This is a genomic window from Shimia sp. R9_3 (assembly GCF_017743755.1).
Classification (GTDB): domain Bacteria; phylum Pseudomonadota; class Alphaproteobacteria; order Rhodobacterales; family Rhodobacteraceae; genus Shimia.
Genome location: NZ_JAGHRP010000004.1, coordinates 205,406 through 228,192 on the forward strand (window position 1 = coordinate 205,406; position 22,787 = coordinate 228,192).

At 60.7% G+C, this 22,787-nt stretch carries 17 protein-coding genes; 8 read left to right on the forward strand and 9 right to left on the reverse strand.

Annotated features, from left to right (window positions below; genetic code table 11):
* Positions 1-66 precede the first annotated feature (66 nt).
* The 3 genes from J7412_RS12375 to J7412_RS12385 all read left to right on the forward strand — a co-directional run bounded on the left by J7412_RS12375 (position 67) and on the right by J7412_RS12385 (position 3,639).
* On the forward strand, positions 67-1,614 hold the full coding sequence (locus J7412_RS12375) for a class I adenylate-forming enzyme family protein (RefSeq protein WP_209078924.1): 1,548 nt from the start codon (positions 67-69) through the stop codon (positions 1,612-1,614).
* Positions 1,611-2,252 carry a DsbA family oxidoreductase gene (locus J7412_RS12380; RefSeq protein WP_209062518.1) on the forward strand — a complete coding sequence of 214 codons (642 nt, stop codon included), beginning with the start codon at positions 1,611-1,613 and terminating at the stop codon, positions 2,250-2,252. Before J7412_RS12375 ends, J7412_RS12380 begins: the two co-directional genes overlap by 4 nt.
* 178 nt (positions 2,253-2,430) lie before the next feature.
* A complete protein-coding gene (locus tag J7412_RS12385; RefSeq protein WP_247743913.1) occupies positions 2,431-3,639 on the forward strand; it encodes a multidrug effflux MFS transporter in 1,209 nt (402 codons plus the stop codon).
* 163 nt (positions 3,640-3,802) lie between these two features.
* Here J7412_RS12385 and mfd read toward each other — a convergent pair whose 3' ends face one another.
* On the reverse strand, positions 3,803-7,270 hold the full coding sequence (gene mfd, locus J7412_RS12390; protein WP_209078925.1) for a transcription-repair coupling factor: 3,468 nt from the start codon (positions 7,268-7,270) through the stop codon (positions 3,803-3,805).
* A gap of 38 nt (positions 7,271-7,308) precedes the next feature.
* Positions 7,309-7,842, reverse strand: coding sequence for a component of SufBCD complex (locus J7412_RS12395; protein ID WP_348539461.1), 534 nt, complete (start codon positions 7,840-7,842; stop codon positions 7,309-7,311).
* A 107-nt stretch (positions 7,843-7,949) separates the two neighbouring features.
* Here J7412_RS12395 and hemB point away from each other — a divergent pair, with 107 nt between their 5' ends.
* Both hemB and J7412_RS12405 read left to right on the forward strand, forming a co-directional pair.
* A complete protein-coding gene (gene hemB / locus J7412_RS12400) occupies positions 7,950-8,945 on the forward strand; it encodes a porphobilinogen synthase (protein ID WP_209078926.1) in 996 nt (331 codons plus the stop codon).
* A 105-nt stretch (positions 8,946-9,050) separates the two neighbouring features.
* Positions 9,051-9,611, forward strand: coding sequence for a YSC84-related protein (locus J7412_RS12405; protein WP_209078927.1), 561 nt, complete (start codon positions 9,051-9,053; stop codon positions 9,609-9,611).
* 239 nt (positions 9,612-9,850) lie between these two features.
* Here the strand turns inward: J7412_RS12405 and J7412_RS12410 are convergent, their stop codons facing one another.
* Positions 9,851-10,723: an NAD(P)-dependent oxidoreductase gene (locus J7412_RS12410; RefSeq protein WP_209078928.1), complete on the reverse strand. Its 873-nt coding sequence runs from the start codon at positions 10,721-10,723 to the stop codon at positions 9,851-9,853.
* Between the two features lie 81 nt (positions 10,724-10,804).
* On the opposite strand from J7412_RS12410, the gene J7412_RS12415 reads away from it, so the two are divergent.
* Positions 10,805-13,273, forward strand: a complete 2,469-nt coding sequence (locus tag J7412_RS12415; RefSeq protein ID WP_209078929.1) for a penicillin acylase family protein — start codon at positions 10,805-10,807, stop codon at positions 13,271-13,273.
* 43 nt (positions 13,274-13,316) lie between these two features.
* On the opposite strand, the gene hflX is transcribed toward J7412_RS12415, so the two are convergent.
* The 4 genes from hflX to trkA all read right to left on the reverse strand — a co-directional run bounded on the left by hflX (position 13,317) and on the right by trkA (position 17,856).
* The gene (hflX, locus tag J7412_RS12420; protein ID WP_209078930.1) at positions 13,317-14,591 is read right to left on the reverse strand and encodes a GTPase HflX; all 1,275 of its coding nucleotides are present in this window, start codon (positions 14,589-14,591) and stop codon (positions 13,317-13,319) included.
* Entirely contained in the window at positions 14,591-14,830 is a 240-nt protein-coding gene (hfq, locus tag J7412_RS12425) for an RNA chaperone Hfq (protein ID WP_008204623.1), read from the reverse strand. Before hfq ends, hflX begins: the two co-directional genes overlap by 1 nt.
* A 124-nt stretch (positions 14,831-14,954) precedes the next feature.
* Complete coding sequence (locus tag J7412_RS12430; RefSeq protein ID WP_209078931.1) at positions 14,955-16,475, reverse strand: potassium transporter TrkG; 1,521 nt, start codon at positions 16,473-16,475, stop codon at positions 14,955-14,957.
* Between the two features lie 4 nt (positions 16,476-16,479).
* A complete protein-coding gene (gene trkA, locus J7412_RS12435; RefSeq protein WP_209062495.1) occupies positions 16,480-17,856 on the reverse strand; it encodes a Trk system potassium transporter TrkA in 1,377 nt (458 codons plus the stop codon).
* 130 nt (positions 17,857-17,986) lie between these two features.
* Between trkA and J7412_RS12440 the strand changes: the two genes are divergently transcribed.
* Together J7412_RS12440 and J7412_RS12445 are read left to right on the forward strand one after the other, a co-directional pair.
* Positions 17,987-18,472, forward strand: a complete 486-nt coding sequence (locus tag J7412_RS12440; RefSeq protein WP_209078932.1) for a hypothetical protein — start codon at positions 17,987-17,989, stop codon at positions 18,470-18,472.
* 38 nt (positions 18,473-18,510) lie between these two features.
* Positions 18,511-18,972, forward strand: coding sequence for a hypothetical protein (locus J7412_RS12445; RefSeq protein WP_209078933.1), 462 nt, complete (start codon positions 18,511-18,513; stop codon positions 18,970-18,972).
* A 71-nt stretch (positions 18,973-19,043) separates the two neighbouring features.
* On the opposite strand, the gene J7412_RS12450 is transcribed toward J7412_RS12445, so the two are convergent.
* Positions 19,044-20,459, reverse strand: coding sequence for a sigma-54 dependent transcriptional regulator (locus J7412_RS12450; protein ID WP_209062485.1), 1,416 nt, complete (start codon positions 20,457-20,459; stop codon positions 19,044-19,046).
* Positions 20,456-22,708 carry a PAS domain-containing sensor histidine kinase gene (locus tag J7412_RS12455; protein ID WP_209078934.1) on the reverse strand — a complete coding sequence of 751 codons (2,253 nt, stop codon included), beginning with the start codon at positions 22,706-22,708 and terminating at the stop codon, positions 20,456-20,458. The genes J7412_RS12450 and J7412_RS12455 overlap by 4 nt, the downstream gene beginning before the upstream one ends.
* Between the last annotated feature and the right edge of the window lie 79 nt (positions 22,709-22,787).

Below are 22,787 nucleotides of genomic sequence, written 5' to 3' on the forward strand. Positions count from 1 at the left end.
TGCCCCAAGCTCTGCAACCGCCACGTCGCGCTTGCGCTCTCGTCCCTGCCTGCGTACCCAATCCGCATGACCACGCTGACCACCTCACTTTTTGACCAAGGCCCGCCGCCGCCCTGCCCGCAGGCCTTCAATATGGCCGCCCATGTGCTCGCGCTGGCCGACCGGCTGGCAGACAAACCCGCCCTCGAAGTAATCTCGGAAACCGGCGTGCAAATCTGGCGCTACAGCGAGCTGCAATCCGCCATTCTCGGCACCGCCACCGGCCTTCTTGAGGCAGGTCTCACACCCGGGGACCATGTGCTGATGCGTCTGGGCAATACGGTGGATTTCCCCATTGCCTATCTGGCGGCCATCGCTGTCGATCTGGTGCCGGTGCCCACCTCAACCCAGCTCACGGAGCCTGAAGTCGCGCGTATGATCGACACGCTGGCCCCGGCCGCCATTCTACATGATCCGGCCGTGCCCACAGCCTCAGCTCCCACGTCCAAAACACTGACAACGCAAGACCTTTTGAAAATGCGCAGCCTCCTACCTGCGGATTTCGTGATGGGAGATCCCAACCGCCCCGCCTATATCATCTACACCTCAGGCACCTCCGGTCAGCCCCGCGCCGTGCAACATGCGCACCGCGCCATCTGGGCGCGTCAGATGATGTTTGACGGCTGGTACGGCCTGCGCACAGAAGACCGTCTCCTCCATGCGGGCGCGTTCAACTGGACCTTCACATTGGGCACCGGCCTCATGGACCCCTGGACCATCGGCGCCACCGCCCTCATCCCAGCCCCAGACACCGCCCCCGCCGCCCTGCCAGACCTTCTGCGTCAGCATCAGGCGACTCTCTTTGCCGCCGCGCCGGGGGTCTACCGCAAAATGCTCGACGCGCCCGCGACCCCGGCGCTGCCCGCCCTGCGCCACGGCCTTTGCGCAGGCGAGAAACTGTCTGAACCGCTGCGGAAACGCTGGAATGCCGCCACCGGCACCAAACTCTATGAAGCCTTTGGCATGTCTGAGTGCTCCACTTTCATCTCCGCCAGCCCGGAGGCCCCGGCAGCGGCAGACACCTTGGGCCAGCCCCAGACCGGCCGCCGGGTTGCGATCCTTGCAGAGGGCGCGCCCGCACCGTTGGGCACCCCTGGTGTCATCGCGATCCACAGATCCGACCCGGGTCTGATGCTCGGCTATTTTGACGCGCCCGAGGCTACCGCAGCGCGCTTTGACGGAGAGTGGTTTCTCACCGGCGATCTCGGGGCGATGGATGCGCAGGGCCACATCACCTACATGGGCCGCGCCGACGACATGATGAACGCAGGCGGCTTCCGTGTCTCCCCGCTGGAGGTCGAAGCCGCCCTCCTCAACCATCCGGAGATCGCCACATTGGCCGTCACCGATGTTGAGATAAAAGCCGACACACGGGTGATTGCCGCCTTCTATACCGCTGATCACGATCTCGTGGAGGCGGATCTGAAAGCCTTTGCGGCCGCCCGTCTGGCGCGCTACAAGCAGCCAAGGCTCTACATCCGCCTGCCGGTCCTGCCCACCAATGCAAACGGCAAGCTCAACCGCCGCGCCCTGCGCGCAGATTTTGAAACGCAAACCCTCAAGGCCACACCATGATCAAACTCGACATCATCTCTGACCCGATCTGCCCCTGGTGCTTCATCGGCAAAACCCGTCTTGAGAAAGCGCTTGCAGAGGTCGAAGACCATCCTTTCGTGATCGAATGGCACCCCTTCCAACTCAACCCGGACATGCCTGACGAAGGCATGGACCGCCGCGAATATCTGGAAACCAAATTTGGCGGCAAAGAAAACGCCGTGCGCGTCTATGGCGAAATCGAACGCCACGCCCGCGAAGAAGGGCTCGACATCGACTTCGCCGCGATGAAGCGCACCCCCAACACCATCAACGCCCACCGCCTGATCCACTGGGCCGGGATCGAGCAGAAACAGAACGCCGTGGTGGATGCGCTCTTTGCCGCCTACTTCAACGAAGGCCGCGACATTGGCGACACCGACGTGCTGGCAGACATCGCCGACAGCGCCGGCATGGACGCTGCCATGGTGCGCAAGCTGCTCGACTCTGACGCCGATGTCGATGACATCCGCGCCCGCGACGCCCACAGCCGCAAAATGGGTGTGAACTCGGTGCCCACCTTCATTGTGGCCAACCAGCACGCGGTTCCGGGCGCGCAGCCTGCCGATCTCTGGCTGAAGGTGATCGCCGATCTGAAGGCCCAAACCGCCGCTGAATAACCGTTCATTTTTGATCTTGTGACCCTTCGGGGGCCGCGCTAAGCTCTGCTCTGCGCGCGGCCCATCTGTGCCGCCGTCAAGCCAAGCACAACGCCCAATTGGTTTGGACCCGCTCCGCAGAGACGCACTGCGCCTCCCGCAAGCGCGCCCGCATCATGGGAAAGCACCGGAGACCGTCATGACCAAAGACTCCCTGCCCATGACGCAGGTCGAATTCATCGCGCTTTGCGCCATGATGTTCTCCACCATTGCGTTCTCGATTGACGCGATGCTGCCCGCGCTGCCTGAAATCGCCAGCGAGCTCAGCCCCGATGCGCCCTCCCGCGCCACATTGATCATCACCTCCTTTGTAATGGGCATGGGGCTTGGCACCTTTTTCACCGGCCCGCTGTCAGACCGCTTTGGCCGCAAACCCGTGGTGATCGTCGGCGCCATCCTGTTCTCGATCTGCGCCTTCATCGGCTGGCAAAGCACAACATTGGAATGGGTGCTCGCCGCCCGCTTCTTTCAAGGGATCGGTGCCTCTGGCCCCCGCATTGCCACCATGGCGATTGTGCGAGATCTGTTTGCCGGGCGCGAAATGGCCCGCATCATGTCCTTTGCCATGATGATCTTCACGCTGGTGCCCGCCTTTGCCCCAGCCCTTGGCATGGTGATCATTGATGTCTCCTCCTGGCGCGGCATCTTTGTGGCCTTCATTGTCTTCTCGGTGATCTCCATGATCTGGATCGGCACCCGCCTGCCGGAATCCCTCGCTCCAGAAAACCGCCGCCCGTTCAGCTTTGCCAAACTGATGGCAGGCGTGCGGGAAATGTGGGCCATCCCCGCAGTGCGCACCTCCATGCTGGTGCAATCGCTGATCTTCGCCGGGCTTTTTGCCATGATCAGCTCTGTGCAACCGATCTATGAGCAAACCTTTGACCGCGCAGACCAATTCCCGTTCTGGTTCGCCGCAGTCGCACTGTTCTCCGGCACCGCCAGCCTGTTGAACGCAAAGCTCGTGATGGTGCTTGGCATGCGCTATCTGGTCACCGTCGCCATCGCCGCACAGGCGGTCTTTGCCCTCGTCATGATTGCCGCCAGCGCCTCACCGGACATTGGCATTCAATTCATCGCCTTCGTGATCTGGCAAACCGGACTGTTCTTTTCCATCGGCATGACCATCGGCAATCTCAACGCCATGGCCATGGAGCCGCTTGGCCATATGGCCGGCACCGCCGCCTCGGTCATGGGTGCGATCTCCACCATTCTGGGCGGCCTGCTCGCCACCCCGGTTGGTTTGGCTTTTGACGGCACCCCGTTCCCGATGGCCCTCGCGCTGTTTGTCTTTGCGGTGATCAGCATTGCCATGATGCTGCACATGCGCCGCCAGGAAGCGCTGGCTTAACGAAGGGCGCAGCGGCGACTTGGGCGCACACAAGCCCGCGTTCTCATTCGGAAAATATCCCGGGGGTGAGCCGCGTCCAGCGGCGAACGGGCAGCGCCCAGCACCCTCTGCGGTGGCAGAGACAGCGTCTCTTATTGCCACCACAGCCGCCCCCGCCAGCCGCCTACTTCGCGGCTTTGGCCTTGGCGCGTTTCTTCTCATTTACAACCTTCTGGGCCAGATCACGGGCAATCGCAAAAGCCCCTTTGATCTTGTCAGAAGACTTCGCCCAATCACGCCGCACAACAATCTTGTTGTCCTTGACCTTGGCCAGACCTTTCTGATCCTGAATGAACTCCACCAACCCCTGAGGGGAGGCAAATTTGTCATTGTGGAACTGAATGGTCGCGCCTTTTGGCCCGCCGTCCAGCTTGGCAATCCCGGCCTTCTTGCACATCTCTTTGATGCGAACAATGAGCAGCAAGGTATTGACCTCTTTAGGCAATTTCCCAAACCGATCAATCAGCTCGGCAGCAAAGCCCTCAAGCTCCACCTTGCCCTGCAACCCACTCAAGCGGCGATAGAGCCCAAGGCGCACATCCAGATCCGGCACGTAATTTTCGGGGATCAGCACCGGCACACCCAGATTGATCTGTGGCGCCCATTGGTCATCCCCGTCAGACAGACCTTCCAGCTCCCCGGCCTTGATCTTGGCAATCGCCTCTTCCAGCATCGACTGATAAAGCTCATAGCCCACATCCCGCATCTGCCCGGATTGCTCTTCGCCAAGAAGGTTCCCCGCGCCGCGAATGTCCAGATCTTGTGAGGCCAGCGTAAAGCCTGCCCCCAACGTATCCAGTGAGCCAAGCACCCGCAGCCGTTTCTCCGCCGCCGGGGTCAGCTTCGCGCGTGGTTTGGTTGTCAGATAGGCATAGGCCCGGGTCTTAGAGCGCCCGACCCGTCCCCGGATCTGGTAAAGCTGCGCCAGTCCAAACATATCGGCACGGTGCACAATCATCGTGTTCGCCGTCGGAATATCCAGCCCGCTTTCCACAATCGTGGTCGCCAGAAGCACATCATATTTGCCGTCATAAAAGGCGTTCATCCGATCATCGAGCTCACCCGCCGCCATCTGCCCATGGGCGGTGACAAAGCTCACCTCCGGCACATGATCGCGCAGGAATTCCTCGATCTCCGGCAGATCGCTGACCCGTGGCACCACGTAAAAACTCTGCCCGCCGCGATAATGCTCTCGCAACAGCGCCTCACGCACGGTCACCGCATCAAAGCTGCTCACATAGGTGCGGATCGCCAAGCGGTCCACCGGCGGCGTGCCAATGATCGACAGATCCCGCACGCCTGAGAGGCTCAGCTGCAATGTCCGCGGGATCGGCGTCGCCGTCAGCGTCAGCACATGCACATCGCTGCGCATCTGTTTCAGCCGCTCTTTATGCGCCACGCCGAAGTGCTGTTCTTCATCAATGATCAGCAGTCCAAGGTTCTGAAACCGCGTGTTTTTGGCCAACAACGCATGGGTGCCGACAACAATGTCCACCGTCCCATGCGCCATGCCATCGCGGGTTTTCTCTGCTTCTTTTGCGGAAACAAACCGCGACAAGGCTCTGACTTCCAAAGGAAATCCGCGGAATCGCTCTGCAAATCCCTTGGCGTGCTGACGCGCCAAAAGCGTGGTGGGCGCAATCACCGCCACCTGCTGGCCCGACATGGCCGCCACAAAGGCCGCGCGCATCGCCACCTCGGTCTTGCCAAAGCCCACATCGCCACAAACCAGCCGGTCCATGGGACGGCCAGAGGCCAGATCGTCAATCACATCGCCAATCGCGCGCAGTTGATCATCGGTCTCCTGATAAGGGAAGCGTGCGGAGAATTCCTCCCACGCATGATGCTGAGCTTCTAGCACAGGCGCTGAGCGCAGCTCCCGCTCAGCAGCCACCCGGATCAACCGATCCGCCATCTCGCGAATGCGCTCTTTCAGCTTGGCTTTCTTGGCCTGCCAAGCGCCACCACCCAGCCGGTCCAGCAAGCCCTCGTCATGGCCGTATTTCGACAGCAGTTCGATGTTTTCGACCGGCAGGTAGAGCTTTGCGCTCTCGGCATATTCCAGCAGGATACATTCATGCGCCGCCCCGGCCGCCGTGACCACCTCAAGCCCGTGATAACGCCCGATCCCGTGGTCCACATGCACCACCAGATCCCCGGGGCTCAGCGATTGCGTTTCGGTCAGGAAGTTCTCGGCGCGCTTTTTCTTGCGCGGCGCGCGGATGAGGCGATCCCCCAGCACATCCTGCTCAGAAATCACCGTCAGACCGGGGGTCTCAAACCCATGCTCCAGCGCCCAAACCGCCAGATAGAGCCCTGTTTTGCCGATCCGGCTGGCGTCTGTCACCGGGATGGTTTCCGCAAGCCCCTCATCTTCAATAAGGCCGCTCAGACGCTCCCGCGCGCCTTCGGAATAGCTCGCCACAACCACAGGGCCATCTGGCAATTTCTTGCGAATATGATCCGCCAAAGCCCCGAAAAGGCTCAGGTTTTCCTGCTGACGCTCTGGTGAGAAATTGCGCCCGATGCGCCCGCCTGCATCTATCGTGCCCGGCCCCGACGCCTGTGGCAGAGCCGCAAAATGCAGCATACGCCGCCCCGCGACCGCCTGATCCCAGGCCTTGTCATCCAGATAAAGCAGCCCCGGCGGCACCGGCTTATAGACCGTGTCGAGCCGCGCCTTCTGCGTCATCGCATGCTGGCGGGTTTCATACTGATCCGCAATCGCCTCCCAACGGGCAAGACGCGCCGCATCTGTCTGATCATCCACGGAAATTGACGCATTGGGCAGATAGTCAAACAGCGTTTCCAGCTCTTCATGGAAGAACGGCAGCCAATGCTCCACACCCTGATGTTTGCGCCCCGCGCTGATCGCCTCATAAAGCGGATCATCGGTGCCTGCCGCGCCAAACTCGATGCGGTAATTCTGCCGAAACCGCGTGATCGCCGCCTCATCCAGAATGACTTCACTCACCGGCGCAAGCTCAATCGCGTCCAATGTCTCTGTTGTGCGCTGTGTGGCCGGATCAAACCGCCGCGCCCCATCCAGCACATCGCCAAAGAAATCCAGCCGCACAGGGCCGCTGTCGCCGGGGGGATAGATGTCAATGATGCCGCCGCGAATGGCATAATCGCCGGGCTCCATCACCGTGGGCGCTTGGGAAAATCCCATACGCACGAGGAAGTTACGCAACGCCTCCTCATCCACACGCGCATTCACCTGCGCCCGGAAGGCCGCCTCTTGCAGGATATTGCGCGCAGGCACGCGCTGCGTCACCGCATTGAGCGTCGTGAGCAGCACAAACTGCTCCGGCATGCCATGCACCAGCCCCGCCAGCGTCGCCATGCGCGTCGCCGAGATATCAGCGTTGGGCGACACCCTGTCATAAGGCAGACAGTCCCACCCCGGAAAGACAATCACCGGCATGTCGGGCTTAAAGAAACTCAGCGCGGCGCGCGTCGCCGCCATGCGCTTGTCATCGCGCGCCACATGGATCACCGGGCCGCCACTTTTGGCCACCTCATTCAAAATGAGCTGGGCATCAAAGCCTTCCGGCGCCCCACCCACAGAGATGTGCTGCGCGTCTTTCATCACTCACGCCTTCATTTTCAATGGGTTACACCCCGGTCTTACCCCAGAGGCGACACCAACAAGTTCTGATACATGCCCCACAGAGAGGTCACAAAAATCGAGATCATTCCGACCAGCTGCACCCAGAAACGGTGCCGCGTCAGCCGTTTACGCAGCGTATCACCGTTCAGATCATCGCGCTTGATGTGCCGCGAGGCGCGCACGCTCATCGCAAACACAAGGCTCATCGGCAGCGCAATCAAGAAGACCGCCTGCGCAAACTCAATCGCGTAGCCAAAGCCCAGAACCGCCAATCCGGTGAGAACAAAGCTCACAATCCCCACCAGCCACATGCCGGCGACATCCACCATGTGCAGAATGCGGTTGATATTAATCTGCACCAGCGCGTGAAAATCTTCCTCAAACTGCCCGCCCTTGCGCTTGGCGCGCAGGACCAGATCCCACGGCACACCCAGCACCCAGTGGCTGGCAGAGGACCAAAACACCGCCAATGCAATCCAGAACCACAGGTTCGAAAAGCTTCGGAAGTCGATGAGTTCTAATACGGTTTGGCTCAGGTCCAAAGTTTTCACTGCCCTTTAAATTTTTAAACGACATACCCTGCCACTGCGGCAATTCCTAGCCTTGAGATGGCGGAATTTCCGTGGCACCTACGGGGCAGCAACACATGGAGCCGATCATGCCCACTTCCCCCGCTGCCTTTCCGACCGCCCGCCTGCGGCGCACCCGCCAATCCGCGGCCGTCCGTGGCCTCGTGCGCGAAAATACGCTCACGGTGGATGATCTGATCTGGCCGGTGTTTGTGCGCGACGGCGAAGGGGTCGAGGAGCCTGTGCCCTCGATGCCCGGCGTGATGCGGCGCTCGGTGGATAAAATCGTCGAGGCTGCGCGCGAAGCGGCTGATCTGGGCATCCCTGTGATCTGCCTCTTTCCCTACACCGATCCGGCGCTCAAAACCGAAGACTGCGCTGAGGCCTGGAACCCTGAAAACCTCTCCAACCGCGCCACCCGCGCGATCAAGGCCGCGGTGCCGGAAATCGCCGTGATGACCGACGTTGCGCTGGATCCCTACAACATCCACGGCCATGACGGTTTTGTGGTGAATGGCGAGATCGTCAATGACGCCACGGTGGAGGCGCTGGTGAAACAGGCGCTCTCTCAGGCGGAGGCCGGTGCTGACATCATTGGCCCTTCTGACATGATGGATGGCCGCATCGGCGCGATCCGCACCGCCCTTGAGGCAGGCGGGCACCACAATGTCATGCTGATGAGCTATGCCGCCAAATATGCCTCTGCCTTTTACGGGCCCTTCCGCGATGCGGTGGGCGCATCCGGCGCGCTCAAGGGTGACAAAACCACCTATCAGATGGACCCGGCCAATTCAGACGAGGCCCTGCGCCTTGTGGCCCGCGATCTCGATGAAGGCGCGGATATGGTCATGGTCAAACCCGGCATGCCATATCTGGATATCTGCCGCCGCGTGAAAGACAGCTTTGGCGTGCCGACCTTTGCCTATCAGGTGTCCGGTGAATACGCGATGATCCAGGCCGCCGCGCAAAACGGCTGGATCGACGGTGACCGCGCCATGGTGGAGAGCCTGATGGCCTTCAAACGCGCCGGATGTGACGGGATTTTGACCTATTTTGCCCCCGAAGTGGCCCGCAAAATCGGGTAGAGCTTTGCAGATCTAGTGACATAGACCTTCAGGCCGTCTATACTGCCGGAAAGCCGGATCAAAACCGGTGAACTGAGCAGACTTCAACAATCACAGGCAAAGACCATGACCAATCTCACCCGACGCGGCTTCGCGCTCACCGGCCTTGCAGCCGCTGGCGTCACCGCTGCATGTGGCAACGGTGTTGGCTCCAATGGCGCAAGCGAAATTGACGCCCGCGCGGATGCAACCCTCAGCTTCCTCTATTCCGAATACCCAAACACCACCGACCTGCGCGACAAAGCCGCCGGTATTCTGGTGATGCCGCTCGTCACCGAGGCCGGATTTGGCTTTGGCGGCGGCTACGGCCGCGGCGCCCTGCGCGTGAATGACGTGACCGTGGATTACTACTCTGCCACCAAAGGCAGCGTGGGCCTGCAAATCGGCGCTCAGCAACACGCCCATGTGCTGTTCTTCATGACCGAAGGCGCACTCGCAGATTTCCGCAGCTCCAACGGCTGGGCCGCAGGTGCAGGCGCACAATATGTGGTCGCCAACGAAGCCGGTAACCTGAGTGCCGAAACCACAAACCTGCTCGCGCCGGTGATCGCCGTGATCTTTGGCCAGGCAGGCCTGAAAATCGGTGCAACTCTGGAAGGCATCAAATACAACCGCATCATCCCGTAAGCGGTTCATTTTCCAAAGAAAAAGCGCAGGGCACCCCCCTGCGCTTTTTTTGTTTCTAGAGCATCGCCCCACAAATCTGCAACCACTGTAGTGGGTCACATAGACCGGCCCCCGACCCTGGGTGGGGGTGAAGCCCCCTCCCTTGGGGAGGGTCGGGGGCTGGTCGGCTTCGCCTCCTACGCACTGGTGGAAACCAAGCGCTTCAGATTTTCTAGACGATGATCTAAGGGCTCAGAAAATCAATCCAGCGCGCGCAGGCGCTTGATCAGGCTGGAGGTGTCCCAACGCCCGCCGCCCAGTTTCTGCACGTCTTTGTAGAACTGATCGACCAGCGCCGTCACCGGCAGGCTTGCGCCAATCTCATCGCCGGTGGAGAGCACAATGCCCAGATCCTTGCGCATCCAGTCCACCGCAAAACCGTGATCAAACTCATCGTCAATCATGGTCTCATAGCGGTTCTGCATCTGCCAGCTGCCCGCCGCGCCACCCGCGATCACATCGACCACAGCGCGGCCATCCAGCCCGGCTTTCTCCGCAAAATGCAGCCCCTCAGACAGCCCCTGCACCAGACCGGCAATACAGATCTGATTGACCATCTTGGTCAGCTGCCCGGCCCCGCTGTCGCCCAGCCGTTTGATCGAGCGCCCATAGGCCTGCATGATCGGCTCCGCCGCATCGTAGGCCGCCTGATCGCCGCCACACATGATAGACAGAATGCCGTTCTCAGCCCCCGCCTGACCGCCAGACACCGGCGCATCCACAAAAGCAATGCCCTGCGCTTTGCCCGCTGCGTAAAGCTTTGCCGTCACTTTGGCCGAAACCGTGGTGTGATCCACAAAAGTGCTGCCCTCTGACATGCCTGCAAAAGCACCGTCATCGCCAAGGCAAACCGAGCGCAAATCATCATCATTGCCCACACAGCACATCACAAATTCTGCACCGGCAACCGCCTCGCGCGGGGTCGCCGCAAACCCGGCCCCATATTCCTTGGCCCAGGCCTCCGCCTTGGCGGTGGTGCGGTTGTAAACCGTCACCTCATGGCCCTCTTTCACCAGGTATCCCGCCATCGGATACCCCATCACTCCCAAGCCCAAAAACGCAACTTTTGCCATCGGCTTTCCCCTTGCTTTCATTCGTCGTAATACTTGTCTCGCCTGCGCAAGCAGAAGGCAAGGACTATAAGAGGCAGACCCATGGCGGCATTTTTCAGATGGCTTTTGCGCATTGCCAGCGGCTTGGTGATTCTCACCGTGCTCGGCGTGATGCTGATCTATTTCCTCGCCTCCCGCAGCTTGCCGGACTACGACAAGACCTTTGCCGCAGCCGGAGTATCCGCACCGCTGGAGATTGTGCGCAACAACGCCAATGTGCCGCATATCTTTGGGGAAACCGACGAGGATGTGTTCTTTGGCCTGGGCTATGCCCACGCGCAGGACCGTCTCTGGCAGATGCTCACCATGCGCCGCACGGCTCAGGGGCGGCTGTCTGAGGTCTTTGGCACCCGCACGCTGGAAATCGACAAGCTCATGCGGCGGCTTGATATCGCGGGCGCGGCCCAGCAATCGGTCTCCGCGCAGGATCTGGAAGTGTTGGCCGCACTGCAAGCCTACGCCCGTGGCGTGAACGCACGCATTGATGAGGTCAACCGCTCCGCTCTGGGCCGCGGCGCACCGGAGCTCTTCCTTTTCAAACAGGCCTTCTCCCCGTGGCAGCCTGCTGACACCATCGCCCTGCAAAAGCTCATGGCCCTGCAGCTCACAGGTCAGATGCAATCTGAGGTCCTGCGCGCCCGCACCTCGCTTGCGCTCAATGATATCAATCGCTTGGCGGACATTCTTCCAGATGCGCCAGGCACCGGTGTCGCCGCGCTGCCGGAATATGCCAGCCTTGTTCCCGGCACGCCGCGCTATGCCGCGAGCAAGCCTTTGCCCGCCCATCCGCTCTCTCCCTTCAAGATCCCCGCGCTGTCAGGGGCCTCCAACGCCTGGGCCGCCGCGCCCACCCGAAGCGCCTCTGGCGGCACCCTTTTGGCCAATGATCCGCACCTCGGCCTGACCGCCCCGTCGATCTGGTATCTCGCCCGTCTGGAGCTGCAAAGCGGCGGCGTCATCGGCGCGACAATCCCGGGCATTCCCGTCGTGCTTTCCGGCCGCAGCGAGGCTTTGGGCTGGGGCATCACCGCCGCCTATGTGGATGATCAGGACCTCTATATCGAAGAGCTCGACCCCAGCGATCCGGAGCGCTACCGCACACCTGACGGTTTCAAAACCTTTGAAACCCGCAAATCGATCATCACCATCAAAGATCACAGCCCGGTCACCCTGACCCTGCGCTGGACGGAAAATGGCCCCGTCCTACCGGGCACGGATTTCAACCTCGCCGCCATCACCCCTCCGGGCCATGTGGCCGCCCTGCGCTGGACCGCGCTCAGCCCGAAAGACCGCTCCACGACTGCACTTCTGGACCTGATGTACGCCGACTCTGTCGAGCGCGCCATTGAGGTCACCAAACAGCACGTCGCCCCCGGCCTGACGCTCACGCTGGCAGACAAAGACAACATCGGCATGGCCCTGATCGGTGCGGTCCCACGCAGAGACAGCGCGCACCAAAGCCGCGGGCGTCTGCCATCACTCGGGGCGCTTGCCGAAAACCGCTGGCAGGGCGTGTTTGATGCGGCCAACAACCCGTCATTTGTGGAACCCGTGGGCGGCATCGTCGGCAACACCAACAACAAATTCATCGACCGCCCTTTCCCCCAGCATATCTCTTATGTCTGGGGCGACAGTCAGCGCATCCAACGCTGGCAGCGCCTGATGCAGGGCCGCCGCGTCCACACCCGCGACAGCTTTATCGAGGCCCAGCTAGACACCGTCAGCTTCTCCGCCCGCTCAATCCTGCCGCTGATTGGCGCAGAACTCTGGTTCACCGGAGAAGCCGCCCCCGAAGGCAGCCGCGAACGCCAGCGTCAGCGCGCACTTACGCTGCTGTCTGAGTGGAATGGCGAAATGAACGAGCATCTGCCTGAGCCGCTGATCTACGCCGCTTGGGTGCGCGCCCTGCAGGAGCGCCTGATCCGCGACGATCTTGGCCCGCTGGCGGATGAATACACCCATGTGGAGCCGCTCTTTATCGAACGTGTCTTCCGCAACATCGACGGCGCCGCCGCATGGTGTGACGTGCGCCAAAGCGTCCCTCAGGAAACCTGCGCCGATATGGCCAAACTGGCGCTGGATGACGCGCTCATCACCATTGAGGAGCGTTACGGCCCACAGCTTGAATCCTTGCGCTGGGGCGATGTCCATCAGGCCACCCATGACCATCAGGCGCTTGGCGAAGTGCCGATCCTGCGCTTCTTTGTGAACATCCGCCAATCCACTTCGGGTGGCGACAACACACTTCAGCGCGGCAAAACCAGCGGCACCGGTGAAAACCCGTACCACAACGTCCACGCCGCAGGCTACCGCGGGGTCTATGACTTCGCCGATCCTGACAGCTCGGTTTTTGTGATCTCCACCGGCCAGTCCGGCCACTTCCTGTCGCGCTTTTATGACGACATGGCCCAACTGTGGCGCCGGGGCGAATATATTCCGATGTCATTGGATGAAGAGCTGGCCCGCGCCGCCGCTGTTGGCGTCACGCGGATTGAACCGATGGCGCAGTAATCCTGCGCCATCAATATCTTAGGATGTGATCTTAAGGCCTCTGTCAGAGGCTTTCAAACTGCGCCCGCTGCTTGGCGCTCCACAGCACGGTGATCTCAAAGCCCTCGTCCGTCTGGGCCTCTTCCTCCACGATGCCCTCTTTGAAGAGCCACGCCCGTGCCTTGCCCGCCGCAAAGCTCAGCTTCAGCGTTTCGCGACTCTTCTCGCTGGCCAAAGCCTGCTGGATCGCCGCAAACATCTCATCAAGACCCTGCCCGCTCACAGCCGACACCGCAAAGATATCCTCTTCGCGCTCCGCCTTGGCGACCATCGCATCGCGATCATCCGCGCTCAGCAGGTCAATCTTGTTCCAGACTTCGATCTGAGGGGTGTCCTCACTCAGCCCGAGGGTTTCAAGGATCGTGCGCACGTCCTCGGCCTGATGCTCTGTTTCCGGATGCGCAATGTCGCGCACATGCAGCACCAGATCCGCCGCCAGCACCTCTTCCAGCGTCGCCCGAAAGGCCGCCACAAGCTGCGTTGGCAGATCACTGATGAAGCCCACCGTGTCCGACAGGATCACTTCGGGGCCGTTGTTGGGCAACTCCACCGCGCGCATGGTCGGGTCGAGCGTGGCAAAAAGCATGTCTTTCGCCATCACATCTGCACCGGTTACACGGTTGAAGAGTGTGGATTTTCCGGCATTGGTATAGCCCACCAGCGCAACAATCGGAAACGGCACCTTGGCGCGCGCCTTCCGGTGCAGCTCGCGGGTTTTCACAACCTTCGCAAGCTGGCGGCGCAACCGCACCAACTGATCGTCGATCGCGCGACGGTCCGCCTCGATCTGGGTTTCACCGGGACCACCCACAAAGCCAAGTCCGCCCCGCTGACGCTCCAAGTGGGTCCAGGCCCGCACCAGTCGCGTGCGCTGATAAGACAGCGCAGCCATCTCCACCTGCAACACACCCTCACGGGTGCGCGCCCGATCCGAGAAGATCTCAAGGATCAACCCGGTCCGGTCCAGCAGTTTGACCTTCCACTCTTTTTCCAGATTGCGCTGCTGCACAGGGGTGACTGGCCCGTCAATCAGGACAAGCTCCACCTCATTGGCCTTAAACAGCGCCTTCAGTTCTTCGATCTTACCGCTGCCAAACAACTTGCCGGGCTGGGCTTTGGGCAGGCGCACGACGTTTGAGCCCACCACCTCCAGTTCCGGCAAAGCCGCTGCAAGCGAAATGGCCTCTTCCAACGCGAAAGAGGCCTCGCGCCGCTGATCAGCGCCAGTGATATCGGGATGCAGGACCCAAGCGCGGGTGACCTGCGTGTCATGCTCCATCAAGAGGCGTCTTCACCTTCATACAGAGAAATCGGCTGTGCCGGCATGATTGTCGAGATCGCATGTTTGTAGACCAACTGGCTCTGACCATCGCGGCGCAGCAGCACACAGAAGTTGTCAAACCAGGTGATCACACCCTGCAGTTTCACACCGTTGATCAGAAAAATGGTCACCGGAACTTTGGTTTTCCGGACGTGGTTCAAAAATGCATCTTGGAGATTCTGTCGATCCGAAGCCATGTCGTGCTTGCCTTTGTTCTTGTTTGTGCATCGGGATAGGTATGCAGTCGCGAGTATGGAGCGCACATTCTGGACTTACCAGCCTAAAATGACGCCTTTTTAAACCGCTACGGGGTCAACCGCATCATTTCTGCCACAAGTCCGGAGAAATCAGGGCGATAACCGCAAGCGCTTCCAACCGTCCGGCAATCATAGCTGCACAAAGAATAAGCTTTTCCACCGGACCCAACGAGGAAATCGCAATCGGGAATTCTCCGGCCACCTGCGTCAACGGCCCCGCCGTTGTGAGCGCGGAGACCGCCAGAATAAGCGCCTCTTCAAAGCTGTTTCCGGCAAGCGCCAGCAGCAGGGTCACGGCGGCAAGCGACAGGGCAAACAGCATGAAAAACACCCAGGCGATCACCGCGCCGCGCCGTCTCAGCCCGCGCGCACCCGCCCGTTTGCGCCCCAGCACCACATTGGGATGCACCAACCGCTCCATCTCGCCCAGCCCCTGCACGTAAAGCGCATAGACCCGCAGCAGCTTCACGCCACCCGCCGTGGTCGCCACGCCGCCGCCCACCATGGCCAGCGCCAGCAGGATCAGGCCCGGCGTCTGCAATCCGCTCCAGTCTCGCGCCACATGCCATTCCGAGCTTTCAAATCCGGTGGTGGTGAGAAAGCTCATCACCGTGAAAATCCCGCCCCAGGCGGCTTTCAGTCCAGCCAGAGGATCGCTCACATCTTCTTCGCTCAGCGCCCCAAACCAGTGCCGCATGAACAGCATCACCGCCACCACCATCACGATCAGAAACCCCAGCCGCAGCTCCGGATCTTCGAGCAGGCTGTTGCGCCGCACCGCCCCCGTGTCAGAGCTGAAGGTGCTGCGCGACAGGGCAAACAGCAGGAACAGGAAGATGATCATCTCCCCCGCAACGCCAGAATTGCTGTTCTGCACGCCCACGCCCGTAGTGATCCCACTGGTCGAAAGCGTCGCCATGGCGTTCATCAACCCAACAATCGGGCGATCCCCCAGCACCACCAGCATGATCCACAGCGCGCCGGTCAGACCGACATAGATCGGCAACAGCGCCTGCGCCGCACGGCTCCAGCGTTTCATCGGGCGCGCGCGCTGCATGTGGGTCTGGCCAGTGTCAAGCTGGCCGGGTTCCCCCATGGCCGTCACTTCAAATCCGCCGAGGCTCAGAGGTGCCAGAACCGCCGCCGCAGCCACCCACATCAATAGACCGCCAAGCCAGCCCACCATCCCGCGCCACAGATGCACCGCATCCGTCAGCATGCTGGCTGGCTCATAGGTGGTCATCCCGGTGGTGGTCAGGCTGCTGACCATCTCAAAGTAGACATCCACATAGGGCACCACACCAAGTGTTTCATACATCGGCAACGCCAGCACTGCCGGTAACAGCGCAAGCGCCAGAAACAGCGCTTTGAGGTTGTCCACCGTGCGCGTGCGCCCCCGCGTGCCATGCACCGCAATCGCAATCAGCGTGCAGACAAACAGCACCATCGTGCCGGAATAGAAAAAGCTGCGCGACACAAAATGGTCGTTCTGCACCAGTGCCACCGCCGCAGGCACATACATCAGCAGCCCTGAAATCAGGACCATCTGCACAAACAGCGGGATTTGAGACAGGCGCAGCGTCATCGGCTCAGAAGAAGTCGATGGAGACCTGCAACAGCTGCTCCACCCCCGGCACATCCGCCGACAGGGAGAACAGCACAATCACGTCCCCTTCATTGATGCGCGTGCCGCCTTTGGGTTTCACAACCTCTTTGCCCTTCTGAATCGCACCAATCAGCACGCCTTCCGGGAAAGCCACATCGCGCACCTGCTGCCCTGCAATTGGCGAGGTCGACAGCACTTCGGCCTCAATGATCTCCGCCTCGGTATCGCCAACCGAATAAACCTCACGTACCCGCCCGTGCCGGATATGGCGCAGGATCGAGCTCACCGTGGTGGCGCGCGGGTTGATAAAGGCATCAATGCCCAAAGGCGGCATCAAAGGCGCAAGTGTCGGGTCATTGATCAGCGCAATCGCCAGCGGGCAACCCGCCGATTTGGAGCGCACAGAGGCGAGCATATTGGTCTTGTCATCGTCAGTGACCGCCAAAATGGCGTCTGCACGGTCCGCGCCCGCCTCTGCCAGCAGTGCGGCGTCCAGACCATCCCCGTTCAGAACAATCGTGCGCTCCAGCGCTTCGGCGGCGCGCTCCGCCACGCGGCGGTCCTTTTCGATGATCTTTGTACGGATACGATGCGCGCTCTTCTCCAGCCGCTGCGCCACCATCAGGCCGACGTTGCCACCGCCAACAATCACTGCACGCTCTTGCTTTTTCTGAACCTTGCCAAAGACTTCCATGGTGCGGCTCACGTCCTCAACAAAGCTGAAGACATAAATTTCATCACCCACAAACAGCTGGTCACCCGGCTCAGGCGCAAACAGCGTGCCATGGCGGCGCACGCCCACAACCACCGCATTCAGCGTAGAGAACAGATCGGTCAACTGCCGCAAAGGCGTGTTCACCACCGGACAATCTTCATCCAGCACCAGCCCCAGCATCTGCACCTTGCCTTCCAGGAAGGTCTCCGTGTCAAAGGCATTGGGCGCCGTCAGCCGCTTGAGCGCCGCATCCGCCACCTCAAGTTCAGGCGAGATCACCACGTCAATCGGCATGTGATCACGCCGGTAAAGATCGGAATAAAGCACATCCAGATAAGACTGGCTGCGCAGACGAGCGATCTTGCGCGGCACGGAAAACACCGAATGCGCCACCTGACAGGTCACCATATTGACCTCGTCAGAATAGGTGGCCGCAATCAGCATATCCGCATCGCGCGCGCCCGCACGGTCCAGCACATCAGGATAGCTCGCAAACCCCGCGATCCCCTGCACATCCAGCGTGTCCGTGGCGCGGCGCACCAATTCGGGGTTGTTGTCCACAACGGTGACATCGTTGTTTTCACCGGACAAATGGCGAGCAATCTGCCATCCGACCTGACCGGCCCCACAGATAATGACCTTCATATGCTTCCCTCAAGGGTTTGTCTGTCCGACATGCCAGAGAGCGCCAATCAGGTCAATTGCAAGCATTGACGCCAGTCCCGTTTGGGTTTCTTCTTAGGGCGCAAACTAAATTATGAAGTGAGATAAGAAGATGCGGCAAACTGTTGTTATATTTGCGGCTCTTGCAACGGTCGTGACGGGCTGCACCCCGACCTCTTACTCAGGCTACGCCAAATCCGGGGTCACCCGCGAAACCGCTGCATATGATGACACGGCCTGTTCTGTAGAAGCCAACAAACTCTTTCCGGCAGCCACCTTCACCACATCGGTCTATTCCGGCTACCACGGCGGCTACGGCGGTTATGCTGGCGGCTACTGGGGCGGCTACCCCGGCTATTGGGGCGGCAGCCATGTTCAGGTTCAGGACGCCAACGCCGGTATGCGGGCCGAGCATCGCGCCGACTGCATGACGCTGAAGGGATATACACCCGTGACCCACCCGATCTGCACCGAGGATCAACTCGCCGGGCGCCAATATGCGGCCATTCCCGGCGCCCCTGTCCCGGCAACCAACATCTGCGCTCTGCGCGCCAAGGGCGGCGGTGTCGCCCTGATTGATCTCAGCAAACCCATCTAACCCCAAACAATCTAACAAAAATACAGTAAAGGTTCATTGTGTCCTTCGTAAAATACCCCGCGTTTGCCGCCTCGCTCTTTGTTGTTCTCAGCGGCTGCACCGAGTTTGGCACCTACTACAAAGAAGGTGTCACCAAATCTGAACTGAACATCGACCGTGGCCAGTGCAACAGCGCCGCCGCAGCCGCCTATCCGCCCCGCATCGTCACCGACTGGTGGCCGATTTATGACGGCAACGGGCGCATTGTTGGCCAACGGCCAGAGCAATATGACATCAACGAAGGCGCCCGCCATTCTGCTGTGCGCAGCTGCATGGCCGAGAAAGGCTATGAGAAAGTTCAGATCCCTTACTGCAAGGACGAGCAGCTTGGCGAAAATCACTATGCCAAAATCGAGGTCGCCCCGGAGCTGAGCCCCAGTATCTGCGGTCTGCGCACCGAAGATGGCGGCCGCGTGCTGATCGATCTGAGCAAGCCGATCTCAAGCAAATCCAGCGGCTAGATCATCGCACAAAACAAACGCGCGGAGCTTCTGCCCCGCGCGTTTTGTCTTTGCCCCTCTGCGGTGCGGCTTTATTCAGCCGCTTCGCTTTCCTCTTCAGGCACATGCGCCACACGCGCACCTGCCTTGTTGGAGGTCACAACCCCCAGCGATTTTAGCTTGCGGTGCAGCGCGCTGCGCTCCATGCCGACAAAGCTCGCGGTGCGGCTGATATTGCCGCCAAAGCGGTTGATCTGGGTCAGCAGATACTCCCGCTCAAACGCCTCACGCGCCTCCCGCAGCGGCAGCGTCGCCAGCGTGCCGGACAGCACCACGCGGCCATCTTCCGCAGGCGTATCGGTTTCACCGGGCAACTCGCGGCTCTCAATCGGCCCCTGCCCGTCCCCAAGGATCAGCACCCGCTCAATCAGGTTCTTGAGCTGGCGAACATTGCCCGGCCACACCATGGTCTGCATCAGCGCAATCGCATCCGCACTCAGCTCGCGCAGCGGCAGGCCTTGGCTCTCATGCAACTGTCCGAGGAAATAGCTCGCCAGCGCAGGGATGTCTTCGCGCCGCTCTTCCAGCGACGGCACCGCAATCGGCACAACATTCAGGCGGTGATAGAGCTCCTCGCGGAAGGTGCCCTCTGCAATCGCCTGCGTCAGATCCTGATTGGTCGAGGAAATCACCCGCAGATCCACGCGTACCTTCTTTGAGCCGCCCACGCGGGTGAATTGCTGATCCACCAGCACCCGCAGGATCTTACTCTGCGCCGCCAGCGGCATGTCGGCCACCTCGTCAAAATAGACAATCCCGCCGTTGGCCTGCTCCAGCAGGCCGGTCTCGATGCCGCGCTCGGCACTTTCGCGACCAAAGAGGATTTCCTCCACCCGGTCCGGATCCATCCCCGCACAGGAGACGGTGACAAACGGCGCGCTGGCGCGGTTGGAATTGGCGTGGATATACCGCGCCGCCACATCTTTGCCGACACCCGCAGGCCCGGTCAGCATCACCCGCCCGTTGGAGCGCGTGACCTTATCCAGTTGCGACACCATCGCGCGATAGGCCGCGCTGTCACCGATCAGATCAGCCGGCTTGCCGTCCTGACGTTTCAGCTCGGTGTTCTCACGACGCAGACGGCTGGTCTCCATCGCCCGTTTGATCACCACCAGCAACTGATCAATGTTAAACGGCTTTTCGATGAAATCATACGCGCCCTGCTTGATCGCCGCGACCGCAATCTCGATATTGCCGTGGCCCGAAATGATCACCACCGGCACTTCCGGATAGTCGTTTTTCACAGCCTTCAGGATGTCGATGCCATCCATATTGCTGTCCTTCAGCCAGATATCGAGGATCATCAGCGCCGGTTGCTCGCTGGTCACCTGCGCCATCGCCTCATCCGAGTTGCCCGCCAGCCGCGTCGAAAACCCCTCGTCTTTCAGGATGTCCGAAATCAGTTCCCGAATGTCGCGCTCATCGTCAACGATCAGAATGTCACTCATAATACTCGCTCGCTCTCTTTGATGTCCTCAGCAGGTGCAGCGCCCAAAGGGGCCAAAGGCAGTTTGATCTCTGCCATTGCACCAACATGAGAAGACTGTTCAAACACCGGCGCATCCAGCAGCGAAAGCTGCCCGCCATGCTCTTCAATGATCTTTTTCACAATGGGGAGACCCAGCCCCGTGCCCTTGTCGCGTGTCGTGACATAAGGCTCAAACAGTCGGGCACGATCGGCAGGCAAGCCAATGCCATTGTCTGCAATCCGCAGCACCGCGTGCTCTTCTTCAATCTTCAAACTCACCCGAATTTCCGGAGAGATGACCTCCTCAGGGTTTTTTTCCTGATAGGTTTCAATCGCTTCACCGGCATTCTTGATCAGATTGGTCAGCGCCTGTGAGATCATCGTGGCGTCCAGATCCACGGTCATCGGCCCTTTGCAGATGTCGCGCTCAAACCGCACATCCGGCTGGCCGGTCTCCTGCAACAGCACCGCCGCCTGCACCAGCTCCACCAGATCGGCGGCCTTGCGATCCGGCTCCGGCATCCGCGCAAATTTGGAGAACTCATCGACAATCCGGCGCAGATCATTGGTCTGGCGCACAATCACATCGGTCATCTGTTCCAGCGTGTCGCTGTCCTCGCCCAGTCGGCTGGCAAACTTGCGGCGGATACGTTCAGCCGACAGCTGGATCGGGGTCAGCGGGTTCTTGATCTCATGGGCGATGCGGCGTGCCACGTCGCCCCAGGCTGCCGTCCGTTGTGCCGTCACCAGATTGGTCACATCGTCAAAGGCCACCACATAGCCCTCAAGCGTGCCATCGTCGCGACGCCGCGTGGACATGCGCACCAAAAGATGTTCCAGCCGCCCGCCGCGAACCACCTTCACCTCTTCCTGCGCCACTTCCTTGCCGCCCGAGGTCAGCTCCTCAAGCACCGGACCAAACTCCGGCACCGCCACCGCCAGAGGCATCGCCTGATGGTCATCCGCCCAGGCCAATAGCCGTTCTGCGGAGCGGTTCACAAAGGAGACCTTGCCCTCCGCTGTTAGCCCGACAACACCGGACGTCACCGAGGTCAGCACGCTGTCAAACATGCGGCGGCGGCGGTCAATCTGGCGGGTGTTGTCCAGCAGCGTCTCGCGCTGCACCTTCAGCTGGCCGGTCATCTGGTTGAAGTAGCGCCCCAACATGGCGATCTCATCATCGCCTTCTTCCTCGCGCACTTTGACATCCAGATCGCCCGCCCCAACGCGCTGTGCCGCCTGCATCAGGCGCCCAACCGGACGCGACAGCCGTTCCGCCATCCACATGCCCATCCAGATCGCCGCAAGCACCAAAATCAGCGCAAATCCGAGATAGATCAGACCAAACTCAAACAGCCGCTGCCCGCGCTCGCTCTCCAGCTGCGAATACAGCCGCGCACTGGCCTGCGTGTCATCCAGCAGCTGGAAAATCTCCGCATCCACCTCGCGGCTGATATAGAGATAGCGGTCCACAAAGGCCTCAAGCCGCACCAGCGCGCGCATCTCATTGTTGTCCAGATCACGGATGATGACATAGCCATCCTCCACGGTCTCGGCCATCTCCGCCTCGGTGGGCTTTTCAAAGTCAAACAGATAGGAGCGCTCACCCCGCGCGCGCAGCTCGCCTGTGCCATCGATCACAAAGGCTTCTTTCAGACCGCGCTGGATCTGCACCTGCCCCGCGGCCAACAGAACCCGAAGCTCACCCGCATCCATAAAGAAGGTCGCACGCCGCCGATTGTTGAGAAACTCTGCCAGCGCGCCCGCGTCTTCTTTGAGCGCCTCAATATGCTCTTCTTCATAGGCCTGCGCTGCCGACAGCGAATTGCCCACCACCAGCCGCACACGCTCGCTGAACCAGCCCTCAAGGCCGATGTTCAGCGTCAGCCCAGCAAACACCGCCACCGTCACCGCAGGCACCACAGCCAGCACGGCAAACGCCCCGGTCAGCCTCAGATGCAGGCGCGATCCGGCAGAGCGGGCACGGCGCGAGGAAATCGCGCGCACCACATTCTGCAGCACCAGCGCGGCCACGATCAGAACATAGGCAAAATCGGCAAGAAAAATTGCACGCAATGTGCTGGAGGAGGCGCCAAGCCCAAACGGACCAAGCGCCAGATAAGTCGCCAAAGCCAGCGCCGGAGCCAGCACCACCAGCCCGAAAGCTGCGGCATTCTGGACACGCCTCTGACTGCGCAGGCGCTGAAAACGCGCCCAGTGACTCGTCATTGTCCGGCTCGACACCCGACTTCCCCAATTGATTTGGTGGCGCTTGCGCGCCCCACCGCCATATCAGGTGGTGCATTCT